Here is a 19,288-nt window from a genome sequence, read left to right as displayed (position 1 = left end):
GGGGCACCCGCGGCTCTCAGGCCCGCCGGAGTCGGACCGTGACGATCTGGAAGGGCCGCAGGGTGAGGGGGACCGCCCGCTGCCCGGCGGGGGCCGCGACCGCCGTAGGCGTCAGGGCGCGCTCCAGGAGGTCGGTCTCGGTCGCCGCGGCCACGGGGAAGTCCGCCGTCAGGGTGGCCGATGCGCGGCCCCCGCGCGATTCGTAGAGGCGCACGACCACGTCGCCGCTGCGGTCTTCGGCCAGTTTGACCGCCTCGACCACCACCGCGTCGTGGTGGACGGCCACCAGCGGCGTCACCGGGTGCGCGCCCTGCACCACGCGCTCCGGCAGGTTGAGCGCATGGCCCTCCCGGACGGCGTCGGCGATCTCCGCCCCGGGAGCGAGCGAGAAGCGCAGGGTGTGCACGCCCTGGTCGGTCTCAGGGTCGGGGTAGCGCGGGGCGCGCAGCAGGGAGAGCCGGATAGTGGTGGTCTGGCCGCCGTCCGCCCGGACGTCCCGGGTCACGTCGTGGCCGTACGTGGAGTCGTTGAGGAGGGCGGCGCCCCACCCCGGCTCCTCCACGTGGATCCACCGGTGCGCGCAGATCTCGAACTTCGCCGCCTCCCAGGAGGTGTTGGTGTGGGTGGGCCGGAAGACGTGCCCGAACTGGGTCTCCGCCGCGGACCGGTCCGCCTTCACGTCCAGCGGGAAGGCGGCCTTGAGGAACTTCTCCGTCTCGTGCCAGTCCACCTCGGTGACGATGTCCACCGTCTTGGACCCGGTGCGCAGGGTGATCGACTGGACCGCCTTCGAGGCCCGCGAGGAGCCGAAGGAGCGGCTGACCCGGACGGTCGCCGAGGCCGGTCCGGCCTGCGTCACCTCCAGCGCGTCCAGGCCGACCAGATCGGTGACGTTGTTGCGGTAGAAGGCGTCGACGTCCCACGCGTCCCACATGTTCGGGAAGTCCGGGTGGAGCTGCAGCAGGTTCGCCGCGAGCCCCGGCGCCACCGACTCGCGGCGGGCCTGAAGGTCGTACGCGGACACGATCAGCCCGCGCCCGTCGATCTCCACCCGCAGCCGCCCGTTGGCGAGGACCTGCCCGCCGCCGGGCCTCTCCCGCACCGTCACCGGCTGCCCCGCCTCCACGGCGGGGCCCGCCCCGCCGGCCGGGACACCGCGCCGGGCGTACGGGGCACCGTTGAAGACGAGCTCCGCGGTGCCTTCCCCGGCCAGCGCCCGCTGCGCCGCGCGGGTGAGCGCGCCGAGCTCCTCGCCCACCTTCGTGTAGGTCGCCCGCGCCTCGCGGTGCACCCAGGCGATGGACGACCCGGGCAGGATGTCGTGGAACTGGTGCAGCAGCACCGTCTTCCAGATCCGCTCCAGTTCCTCGTACGGATAGGCGTAACCCGCCGCCTTGACCGCTGCGGTGGCCGCCCACAACTCGGCCTCGCGCAGCAGGGATTCGCTGCGCCGATTGCCCTGCTTCGTCTTGGCCTGGGAGGTGTAGGTCCCGCGGTGCAGCTCCAGGTACAGCTCACCGGCCCACACGGGCGCGTCCTCGTACTCGGCGCGGGCCTTCTCGAAGAACGCGTCCGGACGCTCGATCTCCACCCGCGGCGAGCCCTCCAGATCCCGCTGGCGCCGGGCCCGGGCCAGGTGCTCGCGGGTGGGGCCGCCTCCGCCGTCGCCCCAGCCGAAGGGCACCAGCGAGCGGGAACCGCGGCCCTTCTCGCGGTAGTTGCGGGCGGCGTGGGCCAGCTGGGCTGGTCCGAGGTCGCTGTTGTAGGTGTCGACGGGCGGGAAGTGGGTGAAGACGCGGGTGCCGTCGATGCCCTCCCACCGGAAGGTGTGGTGGGGGAAGGCGTTGACCTGGGACCAGGAGAGCTTCTGGGTCAGGAACCACTGTGCTCCGGACAGCCTGACCAGCTGCGGCAGCGCGGCGGTGTAGCCGAAGGAGTCGGGCAGCCACACGCCCCGGGTCTCGATGCCGAACTCCTCCAGGAAGAACTTCTTGCCGTACAGGAACTGCCGGGCCATGGCCTCGCCGCCGACCATGTTCGTGTCGGACTCCACCCACATCCCGCCGACGGGCACGAACTGCCCGTCGGCGATCTTCTTCTTGACCCGTTCGAAGAGCCCGGGCCGATGCGTCTTGATCCAGTCGAGCTGCTGCGCCTGGGACATCGCGAAGACGAACTCGGGGTGCTCGTCCATCAGGTCGACCATGTTGGCGGTGGTCCGCGCCACCTTCCGCACGGTCTCGCGCAGGGGCCACAGCCAGGCCGAGTCGATATGGGCGTGGCCGACGGCACTGATCCGGTGCGCGGAGGCGTGCGCGGGGGCGGCGAGCACTCCGGTGAGCCGGGCCCGGGCGGCGGTTGCCGTGCCGGGGACGTCGTCGAGGTCCACCGCGTCCAGGGCCGCGCCGAGGGCGTGCAGGATCCCGTACCGCCGGGCGTCCGCCTCGCCGAGCTGCTGCATCAGGTCGTGCAGCACCTCCAGGTCCTGGACGAGTTCCCAGACCTCGGTCTCGAAGACGGCCAGGTCCATCCGGGCGAGCCGGTACAGGGGCCGGTCGCCGCTGGTGCGCTTGTCCCCTTCCCGGCTGGGCCGGTGCTCGACCAGGACCGGGTTCGAGGCGGCCTCCACGTACCATTCGACCCGCTCGCCCCCGACGGCGCGGTCGGCCACCCGGACCCGGTCGTTGTACGGATTGAGGGCCTTGATCTCGCTCCCGTCGGCCCGGTGGACCAGGCCCTCACACTGGAAGCCCGGCATCATCCGGTCGAAGCCGAGGTCGAGGACGGCCTCGACGGTACGCCCCGCCCAGTCGGCGGGGACCGTGCCGGTGACCTTGAACCAGGTCGTGCCCCAGGCCGGCCCCCAGGGCTCGCCGGTCGTGCAGGGCCCGTACGGGGCCGCCAGTCCCTCGGCGACCGGCACGGGCTCGTCCGGCGCCTGCCACCGCTCGACGGCCAGCGGGACCGCCCGCGCGTGGACGGCGGGCCTGATCCGCTCCGCCAGGACCCGGCGGAGGCGTTGTTCGGTGATGCTGCGGTCGTCATGCATGACGGCTCCTCCAGGGAGGGTAGGTCGGGTGCGGTGCGCGGCGCGGGTCTCAGGTCTTGAGCGCTCCCTCGCCGACGCCCTTGAAGAAGTAACGCTGGAGGGCGAAGAAGAGGAGCATCATCGGCAGGAGGGCCGCCATGGCTCCGGCGGCGATGATCCGCTGGTCATTGGTGGTGGTCGTGCCGGCCAGGCTCTTGAGGCCGAGTTGCAGGGTGTAGTGGTCGCTGTGGGTGAGGACCAGCAGGGGCCACAGGAAATCGTCCCAGGCGCCCATGAAGCTGGTGATGCAGACGACGGCCAGGGCGCCCTTGGCGGCCGGCAGGAAGACCCGGCGAAAGCGCGTCCACTCCCCCGCCCCGTCCAGGACGGCGGCCTCCTCGATCTCCCGGGGCACGGCGAGGAAGGCCGCCCTCATGACCATGATGTTGAGGACGGACACGGCGCCGGGGAGCCAGACCCCGACCAGGGTGTCGACCAGGCCCATCGCGCGCACCGTCAGGAACATCGAGATCATCACGGATTCGAAGGGGAACATCAGGGTCGCCACGAGCACCGTGAAGACGGCGGTCCGGCCCTTCCAGGGGGCCCGGGACAGCGCGTACCCGCCCATCGAGCAGCAGAGCACGTTCGAGGCGACGGCGAGGGCGGCGACGACGAGGGTGTTGCCGACGTACGGGAGCAGCGGGAACGACCTTGCGACCCGGACGTAGTTGTCGAGGGTGGGCTGCGCGGGCAGGACCCCGTCGTACACGTTCTCGGTACGGCCGCGCAGCGAGGTCAGGAACTGCCAGACGATCGGCCCGAGCATCACGGCGAGGACCAGCAGCAGCGTCGTGTAGCGGGCGGCGAGGGCGAGCCGGCGGTGCCTCCGGTCGCCGCGGGGCCGCAGCGGGGCGCTCATTCCTCGTCATCCCCCTTCGACAGGCGCCGGCCCAGCAGGCTGAAGACCAGGGTGAGGAGGAACAGCAGGACGGACAGCGCGGAGGCATAACCGGTCTCGCCGGAGAAGCCGAGCCCGACCTGCCGGATCAGGAAGGGCAGGGTGCGCGCGCCGCCTCCGGGACCGCCGCTCTCACCCCCGAGGATGTAGATCTCGGTGAAGACGCGCAGCGCGGAGATGGCCGAGAGCGTGCCGACCAGCAGCATCATCGGCTTCACCTGCGGGACGGTGATGCTGAAGAAGCGGCGGACGGGGCCGGCGCCGTCGAGGGCGGCCGCCTCGTGGAGGACGGCCGGGACGTTACCGAGGGCCGCCAGGTAGAAGACCATGTAGTAGCCGAGGCCCTTCCACACGGTCACGAGCATCGCGGACGCCAGGAGCAGCGTGCTGTCGGTGAGGAAGGGGACCGGCTCGGAGACGTGGCTCAGCTTCCGGAAGACGGTGTTGACCAGTCCGTCGCTGCGCAGCACCCACTGCCAGATCAGGCCGACGACCACGGCCGAGGCGATGACGGGGGTGTAGAAGGCGGAGCGGAAGAAGCCGATGCCGGGGATCCGGGCCTGTACGAGGACGGCCAGGGCCAGCGGCAGGAGGACCAGGCAGGGGACGACGACGGCGAGGTAGAGCACGCTGTTGCCGGTGGCGGTCCAGAAGTCGGGGTCGGCCACGGCGCGGGTGTAGTTGTCGAAGCCGACGAACCTGCCGCCGCGCAGGATCCGGGCGTCGGTGAAGGAGAGGACGACGGTGTTGACGAACGGCCACAGGCTGAACAGCGCCACCATCACCAGCCCGGGGGCGAGGAAGAGGTACGGCGTCCACCGTGAGCCGTGACGGGGGCCGGGCCCGCGGCGCGGCGCAGTGCCGGCCGAGGGGGCGGTGACCGAGGGGGCGGCGGCCGAGGTGGTGCCGGCCGACCGGGCTGCGGCCGAGGGGACGGGGGCGGCCGTCATCGCTTCGCCGCGATGGCGAGCAGCTTGTTCGCCTCCTCCTGCGCCTTCCGTACGGCAGTCCTCGGATCCTGCTCCCCCAGGATGGCCTTCTGCATCTCCCGTACGACCGCGTCACCGACCTGGCTGGTCCACTGCACGGGGGTGTTGGCGTCGAGTGCGGCGGTCTTCAGCTGCTCGGCGCCGACCGCGCGGGCCACGGTCTCCGCGTCCTTGCCGTCACCGCGGTCCGCGAAGCGCGGGTCCGCGAGGCCCTGCGCGTGGGAGGGGTAGATGGTGGCGTTCTTGGAGAACTCGACCTGGTTGGGGCCGTTGGTGACCCACCGGGCGAACGCGGCGGCGGCGTCCAGGTGCCCGGTGTCCTTCCTGATGCCGAGCGACTGGGCGTAGATGCCGATGTGCCCGAGCCTGCCCGTGACCGCGCCCGCGACCCGGGTGTCGGCATAGACCTGCGGGGCGTTCTGCTTGATGTCCCTGACGAAGCCCGGTGAGCCGGGGCCGAAGACGAGTTTGCCGCCGCCGTAGAGCTGGTTGATGTCATCGGACTTCAGGAGCGACTCCTTCGGCATCGCACCCTTGGCGTACAGGCCCTTCATCCGCTCGACCCACTCGACCGCCTTGTCGGTGTCGAAGACGAAACGATCCTTCTTCTCGTTCAGGAGGGGTACGCCCATCTTCTGCCAGTCGCCGGGCAGCCGGCCCTTGGGATCCGCCATGAACGCGGCGTACCGGCCCGCGGAGACGGCGGCGATCCGCTCCGCGTAGTCGAAGAACTGCTCGACGCTCGTCGGGGGCTTCGCCGGGTCCAGGCCCGCCTTCTCGAACAGCACGGTGTTGTAGGTGAGGATCTCCGGGGTCACGTACCAGGGGTACGCGTACACGCCGTCGCCCTTCCCTGGCAGTTCGAACTGCTCCCACGCGCCGGGCACGTACTCCTCGGCGACCCCGGGATCGAGCGCGGCGACATCGGCGAGCATGCCGCGGTCGCCCAGGAGCTGGAAGGAGTCCGTGGAGAGGTTGACCACGTCCGGGAGGGCGCCCGCCTGCGCGTCGGCGACGAGCTTCTCGTTGTAGCCCTCCCCCGGGACGTCCTCCCACGCGATCCGGACCTCCGGGTACTCCTTCTCGAACGCGTCGATGACGCCCTGGACGTACCCCGTGAACCTGGGCTTCAACTGGAGCGTGCGGAAGGTGATCTCCCCCGCCACCCTGCCGGTCCTGCGCGCCTCCTTCACGTCCCCGGCGCCGCCGCTCAGGCCGCAGGCGGAGACCGTGAGGAAACTGCCGGCCACCAGGGCGGCGAGGGCGGTGCGGGTCACGTGCGATCGGGTCATCGTCTCCGCCTTCGGGGGAGTCCGGCCTCGCTGCCGGAGCGCGCCGCCCACGCTGTCCCGAGCGCGGCGGCGGCGTCAATGCGGCCGGAACGGCGTTGGCCGAGCACCCGCGGGTGGCCGCCCGGGGACCGCAGGACGCCGACTCTCCGGCTGCGGCCGGGACCGCACCCGGCCACCTGGACCGATGCGCGGGCCTGCCGGACCGGTCAAGGGCGGCGCCGGTCCCGGCGCGCAGGCGTTCCGCCGCCGAACTTTGACTCCTTTGTGGGCGGCCCCGGAACCACCCCGTCCTTCGCACGGCGCTTCCGCGGCGCCCGCCCGCACCGGAGCCCGTCCTTGTGCGGACCGTGTTCGACCCCGCAGCCCCCGGTCCGTCCGTCCCCGGAGACGGACGCCGTGCACCGCCGTACGCTGGGCGAGGTCGCCGGCATGCTCGCCCGCCGCAGGGCCCGCCCCGCCGTCGAGGCGCAGGCCGAAGCCCTCACCGTGTGGCGTCCGTTCGAGGACGCCCTGCTCTCCCACTGGCTGCGCACCGACGCCGGCGGCGCGCAGTGGGTGGCCGACGGGCAGGTGCTGCTGGAGCGGTACTCGGCGCTCGCCGCCGCGCACGCCCGCTGCCGGGGGCACCTCGACCCCAAGTCGAACGCCGCCGTCCTCAGGCATGCGCTGGAGGAAGCGGTCACGGGCCTTCCGCTCCCGGCGCGGACCGGCGGGCGGTTGCGGCACGCCCTCGCGTCGATGGCCGCCAAGCGCGGACTGCCCGGTTCCGCCGAGCCCACGCGGCTGCGCGCGCAGCAGGCCCGGCAGGCCGCGCAGCCCTCGTACGCCGCCCTGGCCGCGGTGGTACGCAGTCGGCTCTCCGGACTCGACCCGCACGCCGGGCACCCCTGACGTGGCGTCGCCGGTGGCGCCGGTGACCGAGGAGGAGGCGCGTACGAGCGGCGTGCCGGCGGGGTCGGTGGTCCCTGCCCCGATCCGCGTGATCGTCGCCACCGCCTTGAGCGCGCCGGTGGACACGCTGCTCGCGCGCGGGTCCGTGCCCTCCGCGGAGGTCTGGCCGAGCTCGCGCCGCAGTTCGGCCGCGGTGCACACCGACCGGGGCCGCGCGGGGACGCCGCTGCGCCCGCCGGGCTCACTGCCCTGGCTCCGCCCGGTCCTGGAACACCGTCGCGGCGCCGGGGACCGGAAGGCCGCCCGCGCCGCGCTCCGCCGGCTCGGTGAACTCGCCGTCGAGTCCTTCCCCGGTGCCGGGGTGCCCAACCGGCTGGTCCCCACGCTCTCCTCGCTCGCCGAACGGGCGGGGATCGCGCTGCCGCTCACCCCCGAGCCGTTCGCCGCCGCGTACGGCGGAAGGGTCGACCCGGGCGTGCTCCCCGCGGTGCGGGTCGCCGCCGAGCTGCTCCGGGGCAGCCCGTACGAGCGCTACCACCGCATCGACTACACGGCGGCGCGGGACCTCGCGGAGACCGGGGACACCGCCTGGTTCGAGCAGTTGTGCGCCTCGCGGGCGGGCTTCGAGGGGGCCTGGCTGCCGCGGCCCGGCGCCCGGGGCGTCTGGGCGCTCGCCGCCCCACCCCGCCGTCATCGATCAGGCCCGGGTCCTCATCACCTTCACCATGGCCGCCCTCGTCCCCGCCACGCCGAGATCCGCCCCCGCCCCGGCTGGAACGGCCTGGCGCGCGGCGCCTTCACCGCCGCGCGCCGGCGGGCGGCCACCGGTCGGCGGGCCGCGACCGCCTGGCGGCAGCTGCTGTTCCACCTCTCGCTGTGCGACGCGGGAGAGCAGGCGGCCGTACTGGCCTGGATCGACGCGGAGACCGCCCGGCTGCCCCCGCGCACCGCGGCCCGGCTCGCACCCGCGCTCGGGCGGCTGCGGGCGGCCGCCGAAGGCGCTACTTCAGGGGGTACTCCGTCTTCTCCGCGAGCTTTCCGTCCTTGAAGCAGAAGCGGAAGACCGTCTCCCCACCCGAGGGGGCCGCCTCCGAGGACACGTACCAGGAGCACGCGCCGCCCTCGGGCACGGCCGGGCCGCCCGACTTCAGGGCGTCCTTCATGAAGGTCTCCCCCGAGGGCATCCTGGCGCGGACCGCGTCCTCCGGGTCGCCGACGCTCACGGCCCGGTAGACCGCGGGGTCGAGCATGGTCTTGCCCGCCGCGTCGACCACCTTGCCGATCCCGAACAGGAGGGCCACGACGGCCCCGATGCCGAGCACCAGCACCACTCCGCAGCCGATCAGACAACCCTTGCGCTGTGCCACGCCGTTCCTCCATGCCTTGCGTGTTCGTCCGTCGGTCAGACCTTCGCAAGGGGAACGGGCCGCGCGCTGTCCTCCAAAGTCTCGGCTCGCGCGACCTTCGTCGTCAGCTCGCGGGCGCCGCCAGGTCGGCCGGGTCGGTGTTCGCCCCGCACAGCACGACCGCGACCCGCTCCCCCAGCGGTTCCGGGGCGGTGCGCAGGGCCGCCAGGGCCGTGGCCGCGCCGGCCTCGACCACGATCCGGTGCTCCTGCCACAGCGCCCGCCGGGCAGCGGTGATCGCCGTGTCCGGGACCAGGACCGAGTGCACGTCCTTGTGCTGGGCCGCGGCCAGTGCGTCCGCCGAGACCCGCGTCGCGCCCAGCGAGTCCGCGGCCACCGAGTCCACGGTGACGTCCACCGGCCGGCCCGCCTCCAAGGCGGCGTTCAGGGCCCGGCAGTGTTCCGGCTCGGCCGCGACCACCCGTACGCCGTGTTCGCGCGCGGCGGTGGCCACGCCCGCGAACAGCCCGCCGCCGCCGACCGCCACGACCACCGTGTCCAGACCGGGCAGGGCGGCCCGGATCTCCTCCAGCAGGGTTCCGGCGCCGGCTGCGATGAGCGGATGGTCATACGCGTGGCTGCTCAGCGCGCCGCCGACGGCCGCGAACTCCCGGCAGGCGGCCAGCGCATCGGCGTACCGCTCGCCGACAAGCCGTACGTCGGCCCCGTAGCCGCGCAGCCGCTCCACCTTCACCCGCGGCGCGTTGACGGGCAGGAACACGGTCGCGGGCACGGACTGGGCGCGGGCCGCCCAGGCGCAGGCGAGGCCCGCGTTGCCGCCGGACGCGATGGTGACCCCGGCGTCGGGGAGGGACCCGGCGTCCCGGTGGGCGGCGAGGAAGTTGTGGGCCCCGCGGGCCTTGAAGGAGCCGGTGTGCTGGAGGTACTCCAGGGCGTACCAGACGCCCTCGGACGCCGGCACGACGGCGGCGGGCCGCAGCGCCCCCGCGATCCGGTCGGCGGCGGCGCACACGGCGGCGTGGTCGAGCTGCTGTTCCATCGCGGGGGTCCCTTCAGACGGCGGCAGGCCGGGCGGCCTCGATCAGCTGGCGCAGGGCGCCGTAGTACACCTCGTGGTCGGTCAGGGCGGGCAGTACGTCGGCCACCGCGCCCGCGAGGACCGGGAACTGCTCCGGGTCCAGCGCGGCCAGGGCCGCCCGTGAGGCGGCGGTGGCCCCGGCCGGGTCCCGGTGGTCGACGAACGCCGCACTGCCGAGGGTGAGCAGGTACATGCGGCGGTACGCGGTCATGGCCTCGGCGGGGGTCATCCCGGCGGCCACGCTGTCGGCGAGCGCGGGCTCCACCAGCCGGGCCAGCAGCTCCCGGCCGAGCCAGGGCCGGCCGCCGCGCAGCGCGAGCAGCCCGGGGTGGGCGACGAGGAGCCGGTAGAGGGCTCCGAAGCGGAGTTCGGCGGCCTCCGCCCAGCCGGTCCCGGCGGGGACCTCCGGCAGGCGGGCGGCGAGGTGCTCGGTGCACAGGTCCAGCAGGCCGGCGAGGTCGGTGCAGCGGCGCTGCACGGTGGCGTGCGAGACGTCGAGCCGGTCGGCGAGGGCCCGGAAGCTCAGGGCCTGCGGCCCGTCCTCGTCGAGGATGCGCAGGGCGGCGGCGGCAATCGCCCCGGGGGTGGCCCGCTCCAGGGCGGGCGAGGTCCTCGGCATGAGATACAGCGTATCAGCCAACGTCTCACGTCGGGGCTTCCCCGATCGTGTGACGCCGACTACGGCCATATTGCTGGTCATCCCGCCATAACCACCGACTTCTGTTGACAGTGCGTAGTCGCCCCGCTGCACTGAGCGCACCACAGCACCACAGCACCACAGCCCGCCGGATGCCCCCGCCCCCACGTCAAGGAGTCTCCGTGCCGCTCCGCCTGCGTGCGTCGCTCCCCTGTCTCACCGCGGCCGCCCTGCTCGCGCTCTGCCTGCCCTCCTCCCCCGCGGCCGCCGACCCCACCGCGACCTCGGACACCCCGCTCGCCCTGACCCCGCCCATGGGCTGGAACAACTGGGCGCACTACATGTGCGACATCGACGAGGCGAAGGTGCTCGCGAACGCCGACGCTCTGGTGTCCACGGGCCTGGCCGCCAAGGGCTACGACACGGTCACCGTCGACGACTGCTGGATGACCAGGAGCCGGGACGGGCAGGGCCGTCTGGTCACCGACCCGCAGAAGTTCCCCCACGGCATGGCCTGGCTCGGCAGGTACCTGCACGCCAAGGGCCTGAAGTTCGGCATCTACCAGGACGCGGGCTCCCTCACCTGCGAGCGCTACCCCGGCAGCGGGGCACCCGAGGGCGGCGGCGCCGACCACTACGCCGAGGACGCCCGGCAGTTCGCGTCCTGGAAGGTCGACTACGTCAAGATGGACGGCTGCAACCTGTGGGTGCCGCCGGGGCAGACGAAGGAGCAGGCCTACCGGGACGCGTACCACGCCGTCGCCGCGGCCCTGCGCGGGAGCGGCCGGGACATGGTGCTCTCGGCGTCGGCGCCCGCCTACTTCCAGCAGGGCGAGTGGGGCGGCCCGGACTGGCACAAGGTCCTCGACTGGGTCGGTGAGACCGGCCAGTTGTGGCGCGAGGGCAAGGACATCAAGGTCTACCAGCCGGCCGCTCCGACGGCCTCCCGCTGGTCCTCCGTCCTCGGCAACTACGGCTACAACCGCTGGCTGGGCCGGTACGCGGGCCCCGGCAACTGGAACGACCCCGACTTCCTGATCGCGGGTTCGCCCGGCCTCACCGAGGCGGAGAGCCGCAGCCAGGTCGGGCTGTGGGCGATGATGGCGGCCCCCTTCATCCTGTCCTCCGAGGTCTCGGCGCTCACCCCCGGCGGGCTGGCCGCACTCGGCAACACCGACCTGATCGCCCTCGACCAGGACCCGATGGGCCGCCAGGGCGCGGTGCTCTCGGCGAACGCCACGTTCGAGGTCCTGGCCCGGCCGCTGGCGAACGGCGACCGCGCGGTCGCCGTGCTCAACCGGTCCGGCACCACCCGGGACATCTCCGTCCCGCTCGCCGACATCGGGCTGTACTCCTGCACGGTCGACGCCAAGGACCTGTGGACGGGCAGGACCTCCGAGGTGGCGACCTCCCTCACGGGCAGGCTGGCCGCACACGACACGGCGGTCTGGCGGCTCGCCCCGCGCAAGGGCTGCGCCGATGCCGTGCCCACCGGCCAGATCACCGGTGACGGCGCCAAGTGCGCCGACGGCGCCAACACCGCCGGGGCCGGCGCCGTGGTCCTGGCGCCCTGCACGGCCGGCGCCGACCAGCGCTGGACCCTGGGCGAGGACGCGAGTCTGCGGCTGGCCGGTGCGTGCCTGTCGGCGGGCGAGGCCGGCACGGTCGAACTGGCCCGGTGCGCGCCCGGGCAGCAGGGCCAGGGCTGGACGCACCGCCGGGACGGGTCCCTGGTCGAGGACGTCAGCGGGCAGTGCCTGACGGCTCCCGCCGCGCCCGCGACCCCCGACGCCCCGGCGGAACGGCTGCGCCTGACCGCCTGCGGCGACCACCGCGTCGACCAGGCCTGGTCCCTCCCCGTCTGAGGGGGCGGAGCGGGACCGGTACGAGTACGACGCCCGCTCCCTCCTGGAGTGGGCCCGGCAGACCACCCGGGACCGGGGCGGGGCGTAGGGACCGAGCGGGGGTCCCCATCTGCCGGCCACCGCCATCGCGACCAGGCTGAAGGCGGCCCGCTGACACCGGGGCAACCGACGGCGGCGGACGCCTACACCACCCCGGCGGTGGCGGCCGGAGCAGAAGCCGATCGTCACCCTCCCGTGGGAATCTCGCTCCTCGTGCGAGGGAGATCGGCTCGGCTGGTTCGCCGCGCGGGACGGCCACTCGGTTCACTGGCCCGGAAACGATCAGGGGCGGTCGTCGGAACGATTCGGCGGGCGCCCCTTCCGACGCCAGACGGCACGACACGAGCAGGGGTGCGCCGCGCATGTCCCAGACCGAATCCGCCGAGGGCCGGGAGGCCCCCGCGACACTGGAGCTGCTCACGCTCCTGGCCGCCGGGGTCGCCGACCTGGCCCTCGACCAGTTACGGCAGTCCGCCGACCGTGCGCAGGACGTCCTGCGCCGTGCGGACCTGCGGGAGCTGCTCACCGACGGGGTGGTGGAACTGCGCAAGCGCGGCGAACTGGCCACCAGCAGGGCGGGTGCGGGCCCCGAGAACTACCTCGAATCCATGGCCCGGCGGGCAGCCGAACGAGTCGCCACCGAGGGCCACCCCCGTGCATGACCACTCCGGCTTCCGGGAGCGGATCGACGAGGTGCTGGTCCGGCTCGCCGACGAGGAGGAGCAGGAGCTCCTGCAGCTCCACGCCGAACTCTCGCCGCTCACCGAGCAGCTGCGCCGGTCCCTGGCGCGCGGGAAGCGGATCCGGGCCGCGTTCCTCTACTGGGGGTGGCGTGCGGCGGGCCAGCCCGACTGCGAGGGGGTGATCCGGGCCGCCGCCGCGATGGAACTCGTGCACGCGGCGGCCTGCACCCACGACGACATCATCGACGACAGCCGGATGCGCCACGGGCAGCTCACCGCGCACGCCGCGTTCGCCGCGGCCGGCCGACGCTCCACCGCCCTCGCGATGATCCTCGGCGATCTGCTGATGGGGTACGCCGGACACCTCTTCACCACCTGCGGACTACCCGGGGGCTACCTCGCCCGGACCGTCCCGCTGTGGTCCATGCTGCTGCGCGAGACGATGGCCGGCGAGTTCCTGGAGGTGCTGCGCACCGACGCCCCCGGCGACCGGGTGCCGCAGCTGGCGCAGTCGCTGGAGGTGGCCCGCTACAAGACGGCCAAGTACACGGTGGAGCGGCCCCTGCACCTGGGCGCCACCCTCGGCGGAGCCCCCCGCGCCCTGCTGGAGGCCTTCTCCGGCTACGGGCTGCCGCTCGGCGAGGCCTTCCAGCTCCGCGACGACCTGCTGGGCACCTTCGGCGACCCGGCCACCACCGGCAAGTCCAACCTGGACGACCTGCGGGACGGCAAACCGACCGCGCTGCTGGCCCTGACCGTGGCAGCCGCCGACGAGGACGACCGGCGGCTGCTCGCCAAACTGGTCGGCAATCCCGACCTCGGCCAGGACGAGGCCTCGTCCGTCCGCGCGTTGATGGAGCGCTGCGGAGCCCGCCGGCAGGTCGAGGACATGATCCGGGAGCGGATCAGCCGGGCCCGCGGTGCGCTGGAGTACGTACCGATGCCGGTGGAGGCGCGGTCCGCGCTGTGCGAGCTCGCCGATACGGCGGCCGAGCGTTCGCTGTAGTCACGAACTGACGAGAAAGACGAGTCAAGTGAACACCAACAAGACGGCCTCGCCGCGCCCGCGCTACGACGACGCCGCCCTCGACGCCCTGCGCACCCAGGGGGACCCGCTCGCCGACGAGACCGTCGCCGAGATGTTCCGCCGCAAGGAGGTGGGCGATCTCAACACCCTGATGCGGTTCTTCACCACCGCGGGGGACACGCTTCCCGAACAGCTTCCCGCCTCCGCCCGGGCCTACTTCGAGGCGACCGCCATGCCGCCGAGCTGGGTCGACTGGGACCTCATGGAGCAGGCCCGCCTGTTCTTCATGGACAACGCCGCCCACATCAACACCGGTCTGTCCTTCGCCGCGATGCCCACCACCTACGCCGTGCCCCGGCTCTCCCGGCTGCTCGCCTCCACGCACTCCATGGCGTACCCCTCGCGCCGGATGGCCAACACCGGCCAGTTCGTCACATACCTCATGCAGACCAACTCCTTCGCGGAGGGCAGCAAGTTCATCCCCGCCGCCCAGAAGGTCAGGCTGCTGCACGCGGCGGTACGCCACCACCTGCGCCACGGCGGCCACTGGGACGTCGAGAAGGACGGGCTGCCGATCTGCCAGGAGGACATGATCGGCGGGCAGATCTGCTTCTCGCTGCTGGTCCTCGACGCGATGCACCGGCTCGGCATCCACATGAGCGAGGACGGCGCGGAGGCCTACTTCTACGCGTGGCGGGTGGTCGGCGCCATGCTCGGGTGCGACATGTCGGCCGTGCCGGAGAACCTCGCCGAGGCCCGCGACTACTGCGACCTCTACCTGCTGCGCAACCTCGGCCCCTCCCCCGAGGGGGTCCGCCTCAACGCCCAGCTGCTGCGGATGTACGAGGACGTGGTGCCGGGCACCCTGTTCGACCCGATGGTCGCGGCCACCGTCCGCTACCTCGTCGGCGACACCATCGGCGACTGGCTGGAGATCCCGCGCAGCCCCTGGGACACGGCGGCGAAGGCCGTGCCGGTGTTCCTCGGGCTGCTGGAGACCATCGAGGACAGCAGCCCCTTCGCCGAGTGGGCCCTGGACAAGGCGGGCTCGCTGCTCTCCGGCTTCGAGCTGTCCGCGCTCACCCGGGGCCGGGTCATGCACCACGCCATCCCGGCGGAGCTGAAGGGCGAGTACGGGGTGAAGGCGCCGCGCACCGGGCGCTGGGTGCCCCCGGCACCGGTGCACTGACCCGCCCCGGGGGCCACACTGGATGCGGCGGGCGGGGACGCTGACGGCGGCGACAGTGACGGTGAGCGCGCATGACCCGAGGGACGACGGAGCCGGGGCGGCGGCGCCCGCTGCCGGGCGCCGCCGTGGCCGGGCTGGTCGCCGCCTTCGCCGGGCTGGCCGTGGCCGAGCTCGTCGCGGCCGCCGTACGGCCGGAGGCCGCCCCGGTCACCGCGGTCGGCGCGGCGGTGGTCGATCTGACGCCGGTGGGGGTCAAGGAGTGGGCCATCCGGGCCTTCGGCACCTCCGACAAGCTGCTGCTGGCCCTGGGCATCATGGTCGTCCTGGGCGTGGTCGCGGCCGCCGCCGGGGTCCTCGCGCTGCGGCGCAGGCGGGCGGGGATCGCGGTCGCCGCCTGCTTCGGCCTGCTCGGCGCGGTGGCCGCGCTCAGCCGTCCCGGGGCGGCCTGGCAGGACGCGCTGCCGTCGCTGGCCGGCGGGCTCGCCGCCTCCGGGGTGCTGTACCTGCTGGTGAGGGCGCTGACCCGACCCCGGCCGGCGGGCGCCCCGGCCGGCGGGGCCTGGACGATGGACCGGCGCGGTTTCGGACGGCTGGTCGCCGCCGCGCTGGCCGCCTCGGCCGGGATCGGGTACGCCGGCCAGCGGCTGGGTGCCTACGGCTCCGCCGGAGCCACGGCCTCCCGGGCGGATCTCGCCCTGCCGGAGCCGGACGTGCCCGCGCCGCCGGTCCCGGCAGGGGCGGACCTGCGGCTGCCCGGGCTCTCCCCCTTCCTCACCCCGGCGCGCACGTTCTACCGGGTGGACACCGCCCTGGTCGTCCCCCGCGTGGACGCGGCCACCTGGCGGCTGCGCATCCACGGGGAGGGCGTCTCCACCCCGCTCGTCCTCGACCTGCGGGAGCTGCTGGCCCGTCCCCTGGTCGAGCACGACATCACCCTCACCTGCGTTTCGAACGAGGTCGGCGGACCGTACGCGGGCAACGCCCGCTGGCTCGGCGTCCGCCTGGCCGACCTGCTGCGCGAGGCGGGGGTCAGACCGCCTTCGCAGGGCGGTCCGGCCGACCAGCTGGTGGCGCGTTCGGTGGACGGGATGACGATCGGCACGCCCGTCGAGGCGGTCATGGACGGCCGGGAGGCCCTGCTGGCGGTCGGGATGAACGGGGAGCCGCTGCCCTTCGCACACGGCTTCCCGGTCCGGATGGTGGTGCCGGGCCTGTACGGGTACGTGTCGGCTTGCAAGTGGCTGCGCGAGCTGCACCTGACCACCTTCTCGGCGTACGACGCGTACTGGGTGCGCCGCTCGTGGGCGCAGCAGGCACCGGTCAAGACGCAGTCCCGCATCGACACCCCGCGCAGTGGGGCCGAACCCGTCGCGGGACGGGTCGCGGTGGCCGGGGTGGCCTGGGCGCAGCATCGGGGCATCGCCCGGGTGGAGGTACGGGTGGACGCCGGCCCGTGGCAGGAGGCCCGGCTCGGTGCCGCGGACGGCGATGACACCTGGCGCCAGTGGGTGTGGCCGTGGGAGGCGACGCCCGGCCGCCACACCCTGGAGGTCCGCGCCACGGACCGCACGGGGGCCGTCCAGACGGGGGTCCGCCGCGCGACGGTGCCCGACGGCGCGACGGGGTGGCACGCGGTGGAGGTCCGGGTACGGCCCCGGCCGTCCGCGGACCCGAGGTGATCGCCTGCCGGGTTCGCGGCCGGGCTGCCCGTAGATTGACCGTATGGAGCTGACCGGTACGTCGTTCCTCTGCACCCTGATCGCCGCGACCGCGCTCGCCATGCTCGTCGCGCTGCTCCTGTGGAACCGGATCCCCGGGACGGGGTGGCTGCGGTGGCCCGTGCGGGTGAGCATGCTGGCGCTGTGCCAGCTCACCGCGATCGCCGTGACCGCTGCCTGGATCAACGGCAGCTACGGCCTGTACGCCTCCTGGGACGACCTGCTGGGCACCGGGGACGCGCAGGGCGCCTCCACGATGACCGGGCCGCCACTGGGCCGGGCGCGGTTCACCCGGGGCAGCGACGGCACGCAGAGCACCTACTTCCGTGGCGCGCACTCGAAGCTCGCCGGCCAGGTGATCGTGTGGACTCCGCCCGAGTACGGGGCGCCGGGCGCGGGGAAAACCCGGTTTCCGGTGCTGGTGCTGCTGCACGGGTACCCGGGATCGCCGCGCACGTGGATGGACCTGGGGAACATGCCCGGCGCGCTGGAGGACCTCGTCCGGCTCGGCGCGGCGCACCCGTTCATCCTGGTGGTCCCGGAGATCTACCCGGGCGGGGTCAACACCGACTGCAGCAACACGCCCACCCGCAAGGTGGCCGACTGGCTCGCGCAGGACGTGCCGGACCTGGTCTCCCGGAACTTCCGCACCCTGCGCCGGCCCGAGGGCTGGGGCGTCATGGGCGTGTCGACCGGGGCGTTCTGCGCGGCCAAGCTGCCGCTGCAGTACCCCGGGGTGTTCCGGGCGGGCGCCGCGCTGGACCCGGACCCGCTGACCGGGGACCCGGGCGTACTGGCCGATCCGGTCCTGCGCGAGCGCAACAGCCCCATGTGGCTGGTCGGACAGCGCAGGAAGGCCGACGTGGGGCTGTTCCTGGCCACCTCCGCGCAGGACAAGGACAGCCCGCCGGGACAGTTGGAGGCCTTCAGCCGGGCCGCGGCCGCGGCGGGCGGCGGGGTCCGGGTCAAGACCCTCGTCCGCCCGTCCGGCGGCCACAACTTCCAGACCTGGACCGCGATGTATCCGAACGCCCTGGGCTGGCTCAGCACCGAGCTGTCGCCGCCTTCCGCCGGCTCAGGGTGAGCACCGCGGTTACGCCGGGCGGGCGGTCAGCCGGACCGGCAGCGCCTGCACGCTGTTGCCGATGAAGCTGCGCTGGTGCGGGAGTCCGGGCTCGGGGACCGCGAGGTCGAGGTCCGGGAAGCGGGTGAAGAGCCGCTCCAGGGCGATGGTGGCCTCCAGCCGGGCGAGCGGGGCGCCCACGCAGTAGTGCGCGCCGTGGCCGAAGGAGAGGGCGCGGGCGGCCGTGGGCCGGGTGAGGTCGAAGCGGTCCGCGTCCGGTCCGTGGAAGGCCTCGTCGCGGCCCGCCGCGGTGTATCCGGCGAGGACGGGGGTGCCCCGGCGGATCACCGTCCCGTCGACGGTGAGGTCGCGGGTGGGGTAGCGGAACGGGAACCAGCTGACCGGGCCGTCCCAGCGCAGGGTCTCGTCCACCACGTCCGACCAGCCGGCCTTGCCCTCCATGACCAGGGCGAGCTGGTCGCGGTGGGTGCACAGGGCGCGGACGGCGTTGCTGATCAGGTTGAGGGTGGTCTCGTGGCCCGCGACCAGCATCAGCCGCATGGTGCCGATGAGTTCGGCCTCACTGAGCCGGTCGCCGTCGCCCTCCCGGGCTGCGATCAGCGCGCTGGTCAGGTCGTCGCCGGGCTGCTCCCGGCGGCGTGCGGCGATGGTGCCCATCAGCTCGACGAGCTCGCGTACGGCGGCCATCGCCTCGGCGGGGGTGGTGTCGGTGGCGATGATCACGGTGTGGGACAGGTGGTGCAGCCGTTCCCGGTGCTCGGGGTCCACTCCGAGCAGCTCGCAGATCACGCTCATCGGGAGCGGGAGCGCGAAGTGCGTGCGCAGGTCGGCGACGCCGTCCGGGGCCCCGGCCGCCGCCCGGCCGAGGTCGTCGAGGAGATCGGCGGTCAGTTCCTCGATGCGCGGGCGCAGCCGTTCGACCTGCCGGGCGGTGAACGCGTTGCCGACGAGGGAGCGCAGCCTGCGGTGGTCGGCGCCGTCGGCGGTGTGCATGCCCTGGGCGTTCGCGAAGACGCGCAGGGGCCAGTCCATGGGGATGGTGCCGTCGTGCAGGGCCGGGAAGTGCCGGGCGTCCTTGGCCACGTCGGGGTGGGACAGGAACTCCTTGAGCGCCTCGTGTCCGAGGACGACCGCGCCCGGCACCCCGCCGGGGAGCACCACCTCCGCGACGGCGCCCTGGGCCCGCAGCCGGGCGTTGAGCGCGTGCGGGCAGCCGCCGGCGGGGTCTATGACGTGCGGGTTCGTGTGTGCCGTGTCCGGTGACAAGCCAACTCTCCTGACCGTATGGAGGAATCTCGGCCAACAGTGCGGCCTGCGAGTGCGGTGGTACAAGTCCGTTCCGGGCCGGTCTCGTCTCAGAACCAGGTGAGGGTGAGGGGGAAGGTGGTGGTGGCGGTGGTGGGGGTGGTGTCGGTGGCGGTGGCGGTGATCTGGAGGGTT

General features: G+C 73.6%; 16 protein-coding genes. 8 read left to right on the top strand and 8 right to left on the bottom strand.

The window, feature by feature from the left end; translation table 11 throughout:
• Positions 1–16: 16 nt before the first annotated feature.
• The 4 genes from ABZ128_RS16850 to ABZ128_RS16835 all read right to left on the bottom strand — a co-directional run bounded on the left by ABZ128_RS16850 (position 17) and on the right by ABZ128_RS16835 (position 6,270).
• Positions 17–3,049 carry a glycoside hydrolase family 38 C-terminal domain-containing protein gene (locus ABZ128_RS16850; RefSeq protein ID WP_356849096.1) on the bottom strand — a complete coding sequence of 1,011 codons (3,033 nt, stop codon included), beginning with the start codon at positions 3,047–3,049 and terminating at the stop codon, positions 17–19.
• Between the two features lie 49 nt (positions 3,050–3,098).
• Entirely contained in the window at positions 3,099–3,950 is an 852-nt protein-coding gene (locus ABZ128_RS16845) for a carbohydrate ABC transporter permease (RefSeq protein WP_356849095.1), read from the bottom strand.
• Positions 3,947–4,771 carry a sugar ABC transporter permease gene (locus ABZ128_RS16840; protein ID WP_356849204.1) on the bottom strand — a complete coding sequence of 275 codons (825 nt, stop codon included), beginning with the start codon at positions 4,769–4,771 and terminating at the stop codon, positions 3,947–3,949. Before ABZ128_RS16840 ends, ABZ128_RS16845 begins: the two co-directional genes overlap by 4 nt.
• 164 nt (positions 4,772–4,935) lie before the next feature.
• Complete coding sequence (locus ABZ128_RS16835; RefSeq protein ID WP_356849093.1) at positions 4,936–6,270, bottom strand: sugar ABC transporter substrate-binding protein; 1,335 nt, start codon at positions 6,268–6,270, stop codon at positions 4,936–4,938.
• Between the two features lie 396 nt (positions 6,271–6,666).
• Here ABZ128_RS16835 and ABZ128_RS16830 point away from each other — a divergent pair, with 396 nt between their 5' ends.
• Together ABZ128_RS16830 and ABZ128_RS16825 are read left to right on the top strand one after the other, a co-directional pair.
• Positions 6,667–7,161, top strand: coding sequence for a hypothetical protein (locus ABZ128_RS16830; RefSeq protein ID WP_356849092.1), 495 nt, complete (start codon positions 6,667–6,669; stop codon positions 7,159–7,161).
• 22 nt (positions 7,162–7,183) lie between these two features.
• Positions 7,184–8,209 carry a hypothetical protein gene (locus ABZ128_RS16825; protein ID WP_356849091.1) on the top strand — a complete coding sequence of 342 codons (1,026 nt, stop codon included), beginning with the start codon at positions 7,184–7,186 and terminating at the stop codon, positions 8,207–8,209.
• Here the strand turns inward: ABZ128_RS16825 and ABZ128_RS16820 are convergent.
• The 3 genes from ABZ128_RS16820 to ABZ128_RS16810 all read right to left on the bottom strand — a co-directional run bounded on the left by ABZ128_RS16820 (position 8,163) and on the right by ABZ128_RS16810 (position 10,225).
• Positions 8,163–8,528, bottom strand: coding sequence for a hypothetical protein (locus tag ABZ128_RS16820; protein ID WP_356849090.1), 366 nt, complete (start codon positions 8,526–8,528; stop codon positions 8,163–8,165). The two genes, ABZ128_RS16825 and ABZ128_RS16820, sit on opposite strands and share 47 nt — an antisense overlap.
• A gap of 103 nt (positions 8,529–8,631) precedes the next feature.
• Positions 8,632–9,567, bottom strand: coding sequence for a serine/threonine dehydratase (locus ABZ128_RS16815; protein WP_356849089.1), 936 nt, complete (start codon positions 9,565–9,567; stop codon positions 8,632–8,634).
• 13 nt (positions 9,568–9,580) lie between these two features.
• Positions 9,581–10,225, bottom strand: a complete 645-nt coding sequence (locus tag ABZ128_RS16810) for a TetR/AcrR family transcriptional regulator C-terminal domain-containing protein (protein ID WP_356849087.1) — start codon at positions 10,223–10,225, stop codon at positions 9,581–9,583.
• Between the two features lie 200 nt (positions 10,226–10,425).
• On the opposite strand from ABZ128_RS16810, the gene ABZ128_RS16805 reads away from it, so the two are divergent.
• The 6 genes from ABZ128_RS16805 to ABZ128_RS16780 all read left to right on the top strand — a co-directional run bounded on the left by ABZ128_RS16805 (position 10,426) and on the right by ABZ128_RS16780 (position 17,848).
• The gene (locus ABZ128_RS16805) at positions 10,426–12,108 is read left to right on the top strand and encodes a ricin-type beta-trefoil lectin domain protein (RefSeq protein ID WP_356849086.1); all 1,683 of its coding nucleotides are present in this window, start codon (positions 10,426–10,428) and stop codon (positions 12,106–12,108) included.
• A 401-nt stretch (positions 12,109–12,509) separates the two neighbouring features.
• Positions 12,510–12,809, top strand: coding sequence for a hypothetical protein (locus ABZ128_RS16800; protein WP_356849085.1), 300 nt, complete (start codon positions 12,510–12,512; stop codon positions 12,807–12,809).
• On the top strand, positions 12,802–13,836 hold the full coding sequence (locus ABZ128_RS16795; RefSeq protein WP_356849083.1) for a polyprenyl synthetase family protein: 1,035 nt from the start codon (positions 12,802–12,804) through the stop codon (positions 13,834–13,836). The genes ABZ128_RS16800 and ABZ128_RS16795 overlap by 8 nt, the downstream gene beginning before the upstream one ends.
• Before the next feature lie 28 nt (positions 13,837–13,864).
• Complete coding sequence (locus tag ABZ128_RS16790; RefSeq protein ID WP_356849081.1) at positions 13,865–15,046, top strand: oxygenase MpaB family protein; 1,182 nt, start codon at positions 13,865–13,867, stop codon at positions 15,044–15,046.
• Between the two features lie 71 nt (positions 15,047–15,117).
• The gene (locus ABZ128_RS16785) at positions 15,118–16,725 is read left to right on the top strand and encodes a molybdopterin-dependent oxidoreductase (protein ID WP_356849080.1); all 1,608 of its coding nucleotides are present in this window, start codon (positions 15,118–15,120) and stop codon (positions 16,723–16,725) included.
• Positions 16,726–16,768: 43 nt separating this feature from the next.
• Positions 16,769–17,848 carry an alpha/beta hydrolase-fold protein gene (locus ABZ128_RS16780; protein WP_356849078.1) on the top strand — a complete coding sequence of 360 codons (1,080 nt, stop codon included), beginning with the start codon at positions 16,769–16,771 and terminating at the stop codon, positions 17,846–17,848.
• 9 nt (positions 17,849–17,857) lie between these two features.
• Here the strand turns inward: ABZ128_RS16780 and ABZ128_RS16775 are convergent, their stop codons facing one another.
• On the bottom strand, positions 17,858–19,114 hold the full coding sequence (locus tag ABZ128_RS16775) for a cytochrome P450 (RefSeq protein ID WP_356849077.1): 1,257 nt from the start codon (positions 19,112–19,114) through the stop codon (positions 17,858–17,860).
• Between the last annotated feature and the right edge of the window lie 174 nt (positions 19,115–19,288).

Source organism: Streptomyces sp. NPDC006326 (assembly GCF_040612915.1).
Classification (GTDB): Bacteria; Actinomycetota; Actinomycetes; order Streptomycetales; family Streptomycetaceae; genus Streptomyces.
The sequence above is the reverse complement of the archived record's forward strand: the minus strand, read 5'-3'. Positions and strand labels throughout refer to the sequence as shown.

Bases quoted from the DNA above. Each gene is read 5' to 3' on its own strand.
- ABZ128_RS16835 (WP_356849093.1), bottom strand. From the start codon at position 6,270: ATGACCCGATCGCACGTGACCCGCACCGCCCTCGCCGCCCTGGTGGCC.
- ABZ128_RS16810 (WP_356849087.1), bottom strand. From the start codon at position 10,225: ATGCCGAGGACCTCGCCCGCCCTGGAGCGGGCCACCCCCGGGGCGATT.
- ABZ128_RS16840 (WP_356849204.1), bottom strand. From the start codon at position 4,771: ATGGTGGCGCTGTTCAGCCTGTGGCCGTTCGTCAACACCGTCGTCCTC.
- ABZ128_RS16850 (WP_356849096.1), bottom strand. From the start codon at position 3,049: ATGCATGACGACCGCAGCATCACCGAACAACGCCTCCGCCGGGTCCTG.
- ABZ128_RS16845 (WP_356849095.1), bottom strand. From the start codon at position 3,950: ATGAGCGCCCCGCTGCGGCCCCGCGGCGACCGGAGGCACCGCCGGCTC.
- ABZ128_RS16785 (WP_356849080.1), top strand. From the start codon at position 15,118: ATGACCCGAGGGACGACGGAGCCGGGGCGGCGGCGCCCGCTGCCGGGC.
- ABZ128_RS16815 (WP_356849089.1), bottom strand. From the start codon at position 9,567: ATGGAACAGCAGCTCGACCACGCCGCCGTGTGCGCCGCCGCCGACCGG.
- ABZ128_RS16800 (WP_356849085.1), top strand. From the start codon at position 12,510: ATGTCCCAGACCGAATCCGCCGAGGGCCGGGAGGCCCCCGCGACACTG.
- ABZ128_RS16780 (WP_356849078.1), top strand. From the start codon at position 16,769: ATGGAGCTGACCGGTACGTCGTTCCTCTGCACCCTGATCGCCGCGACC.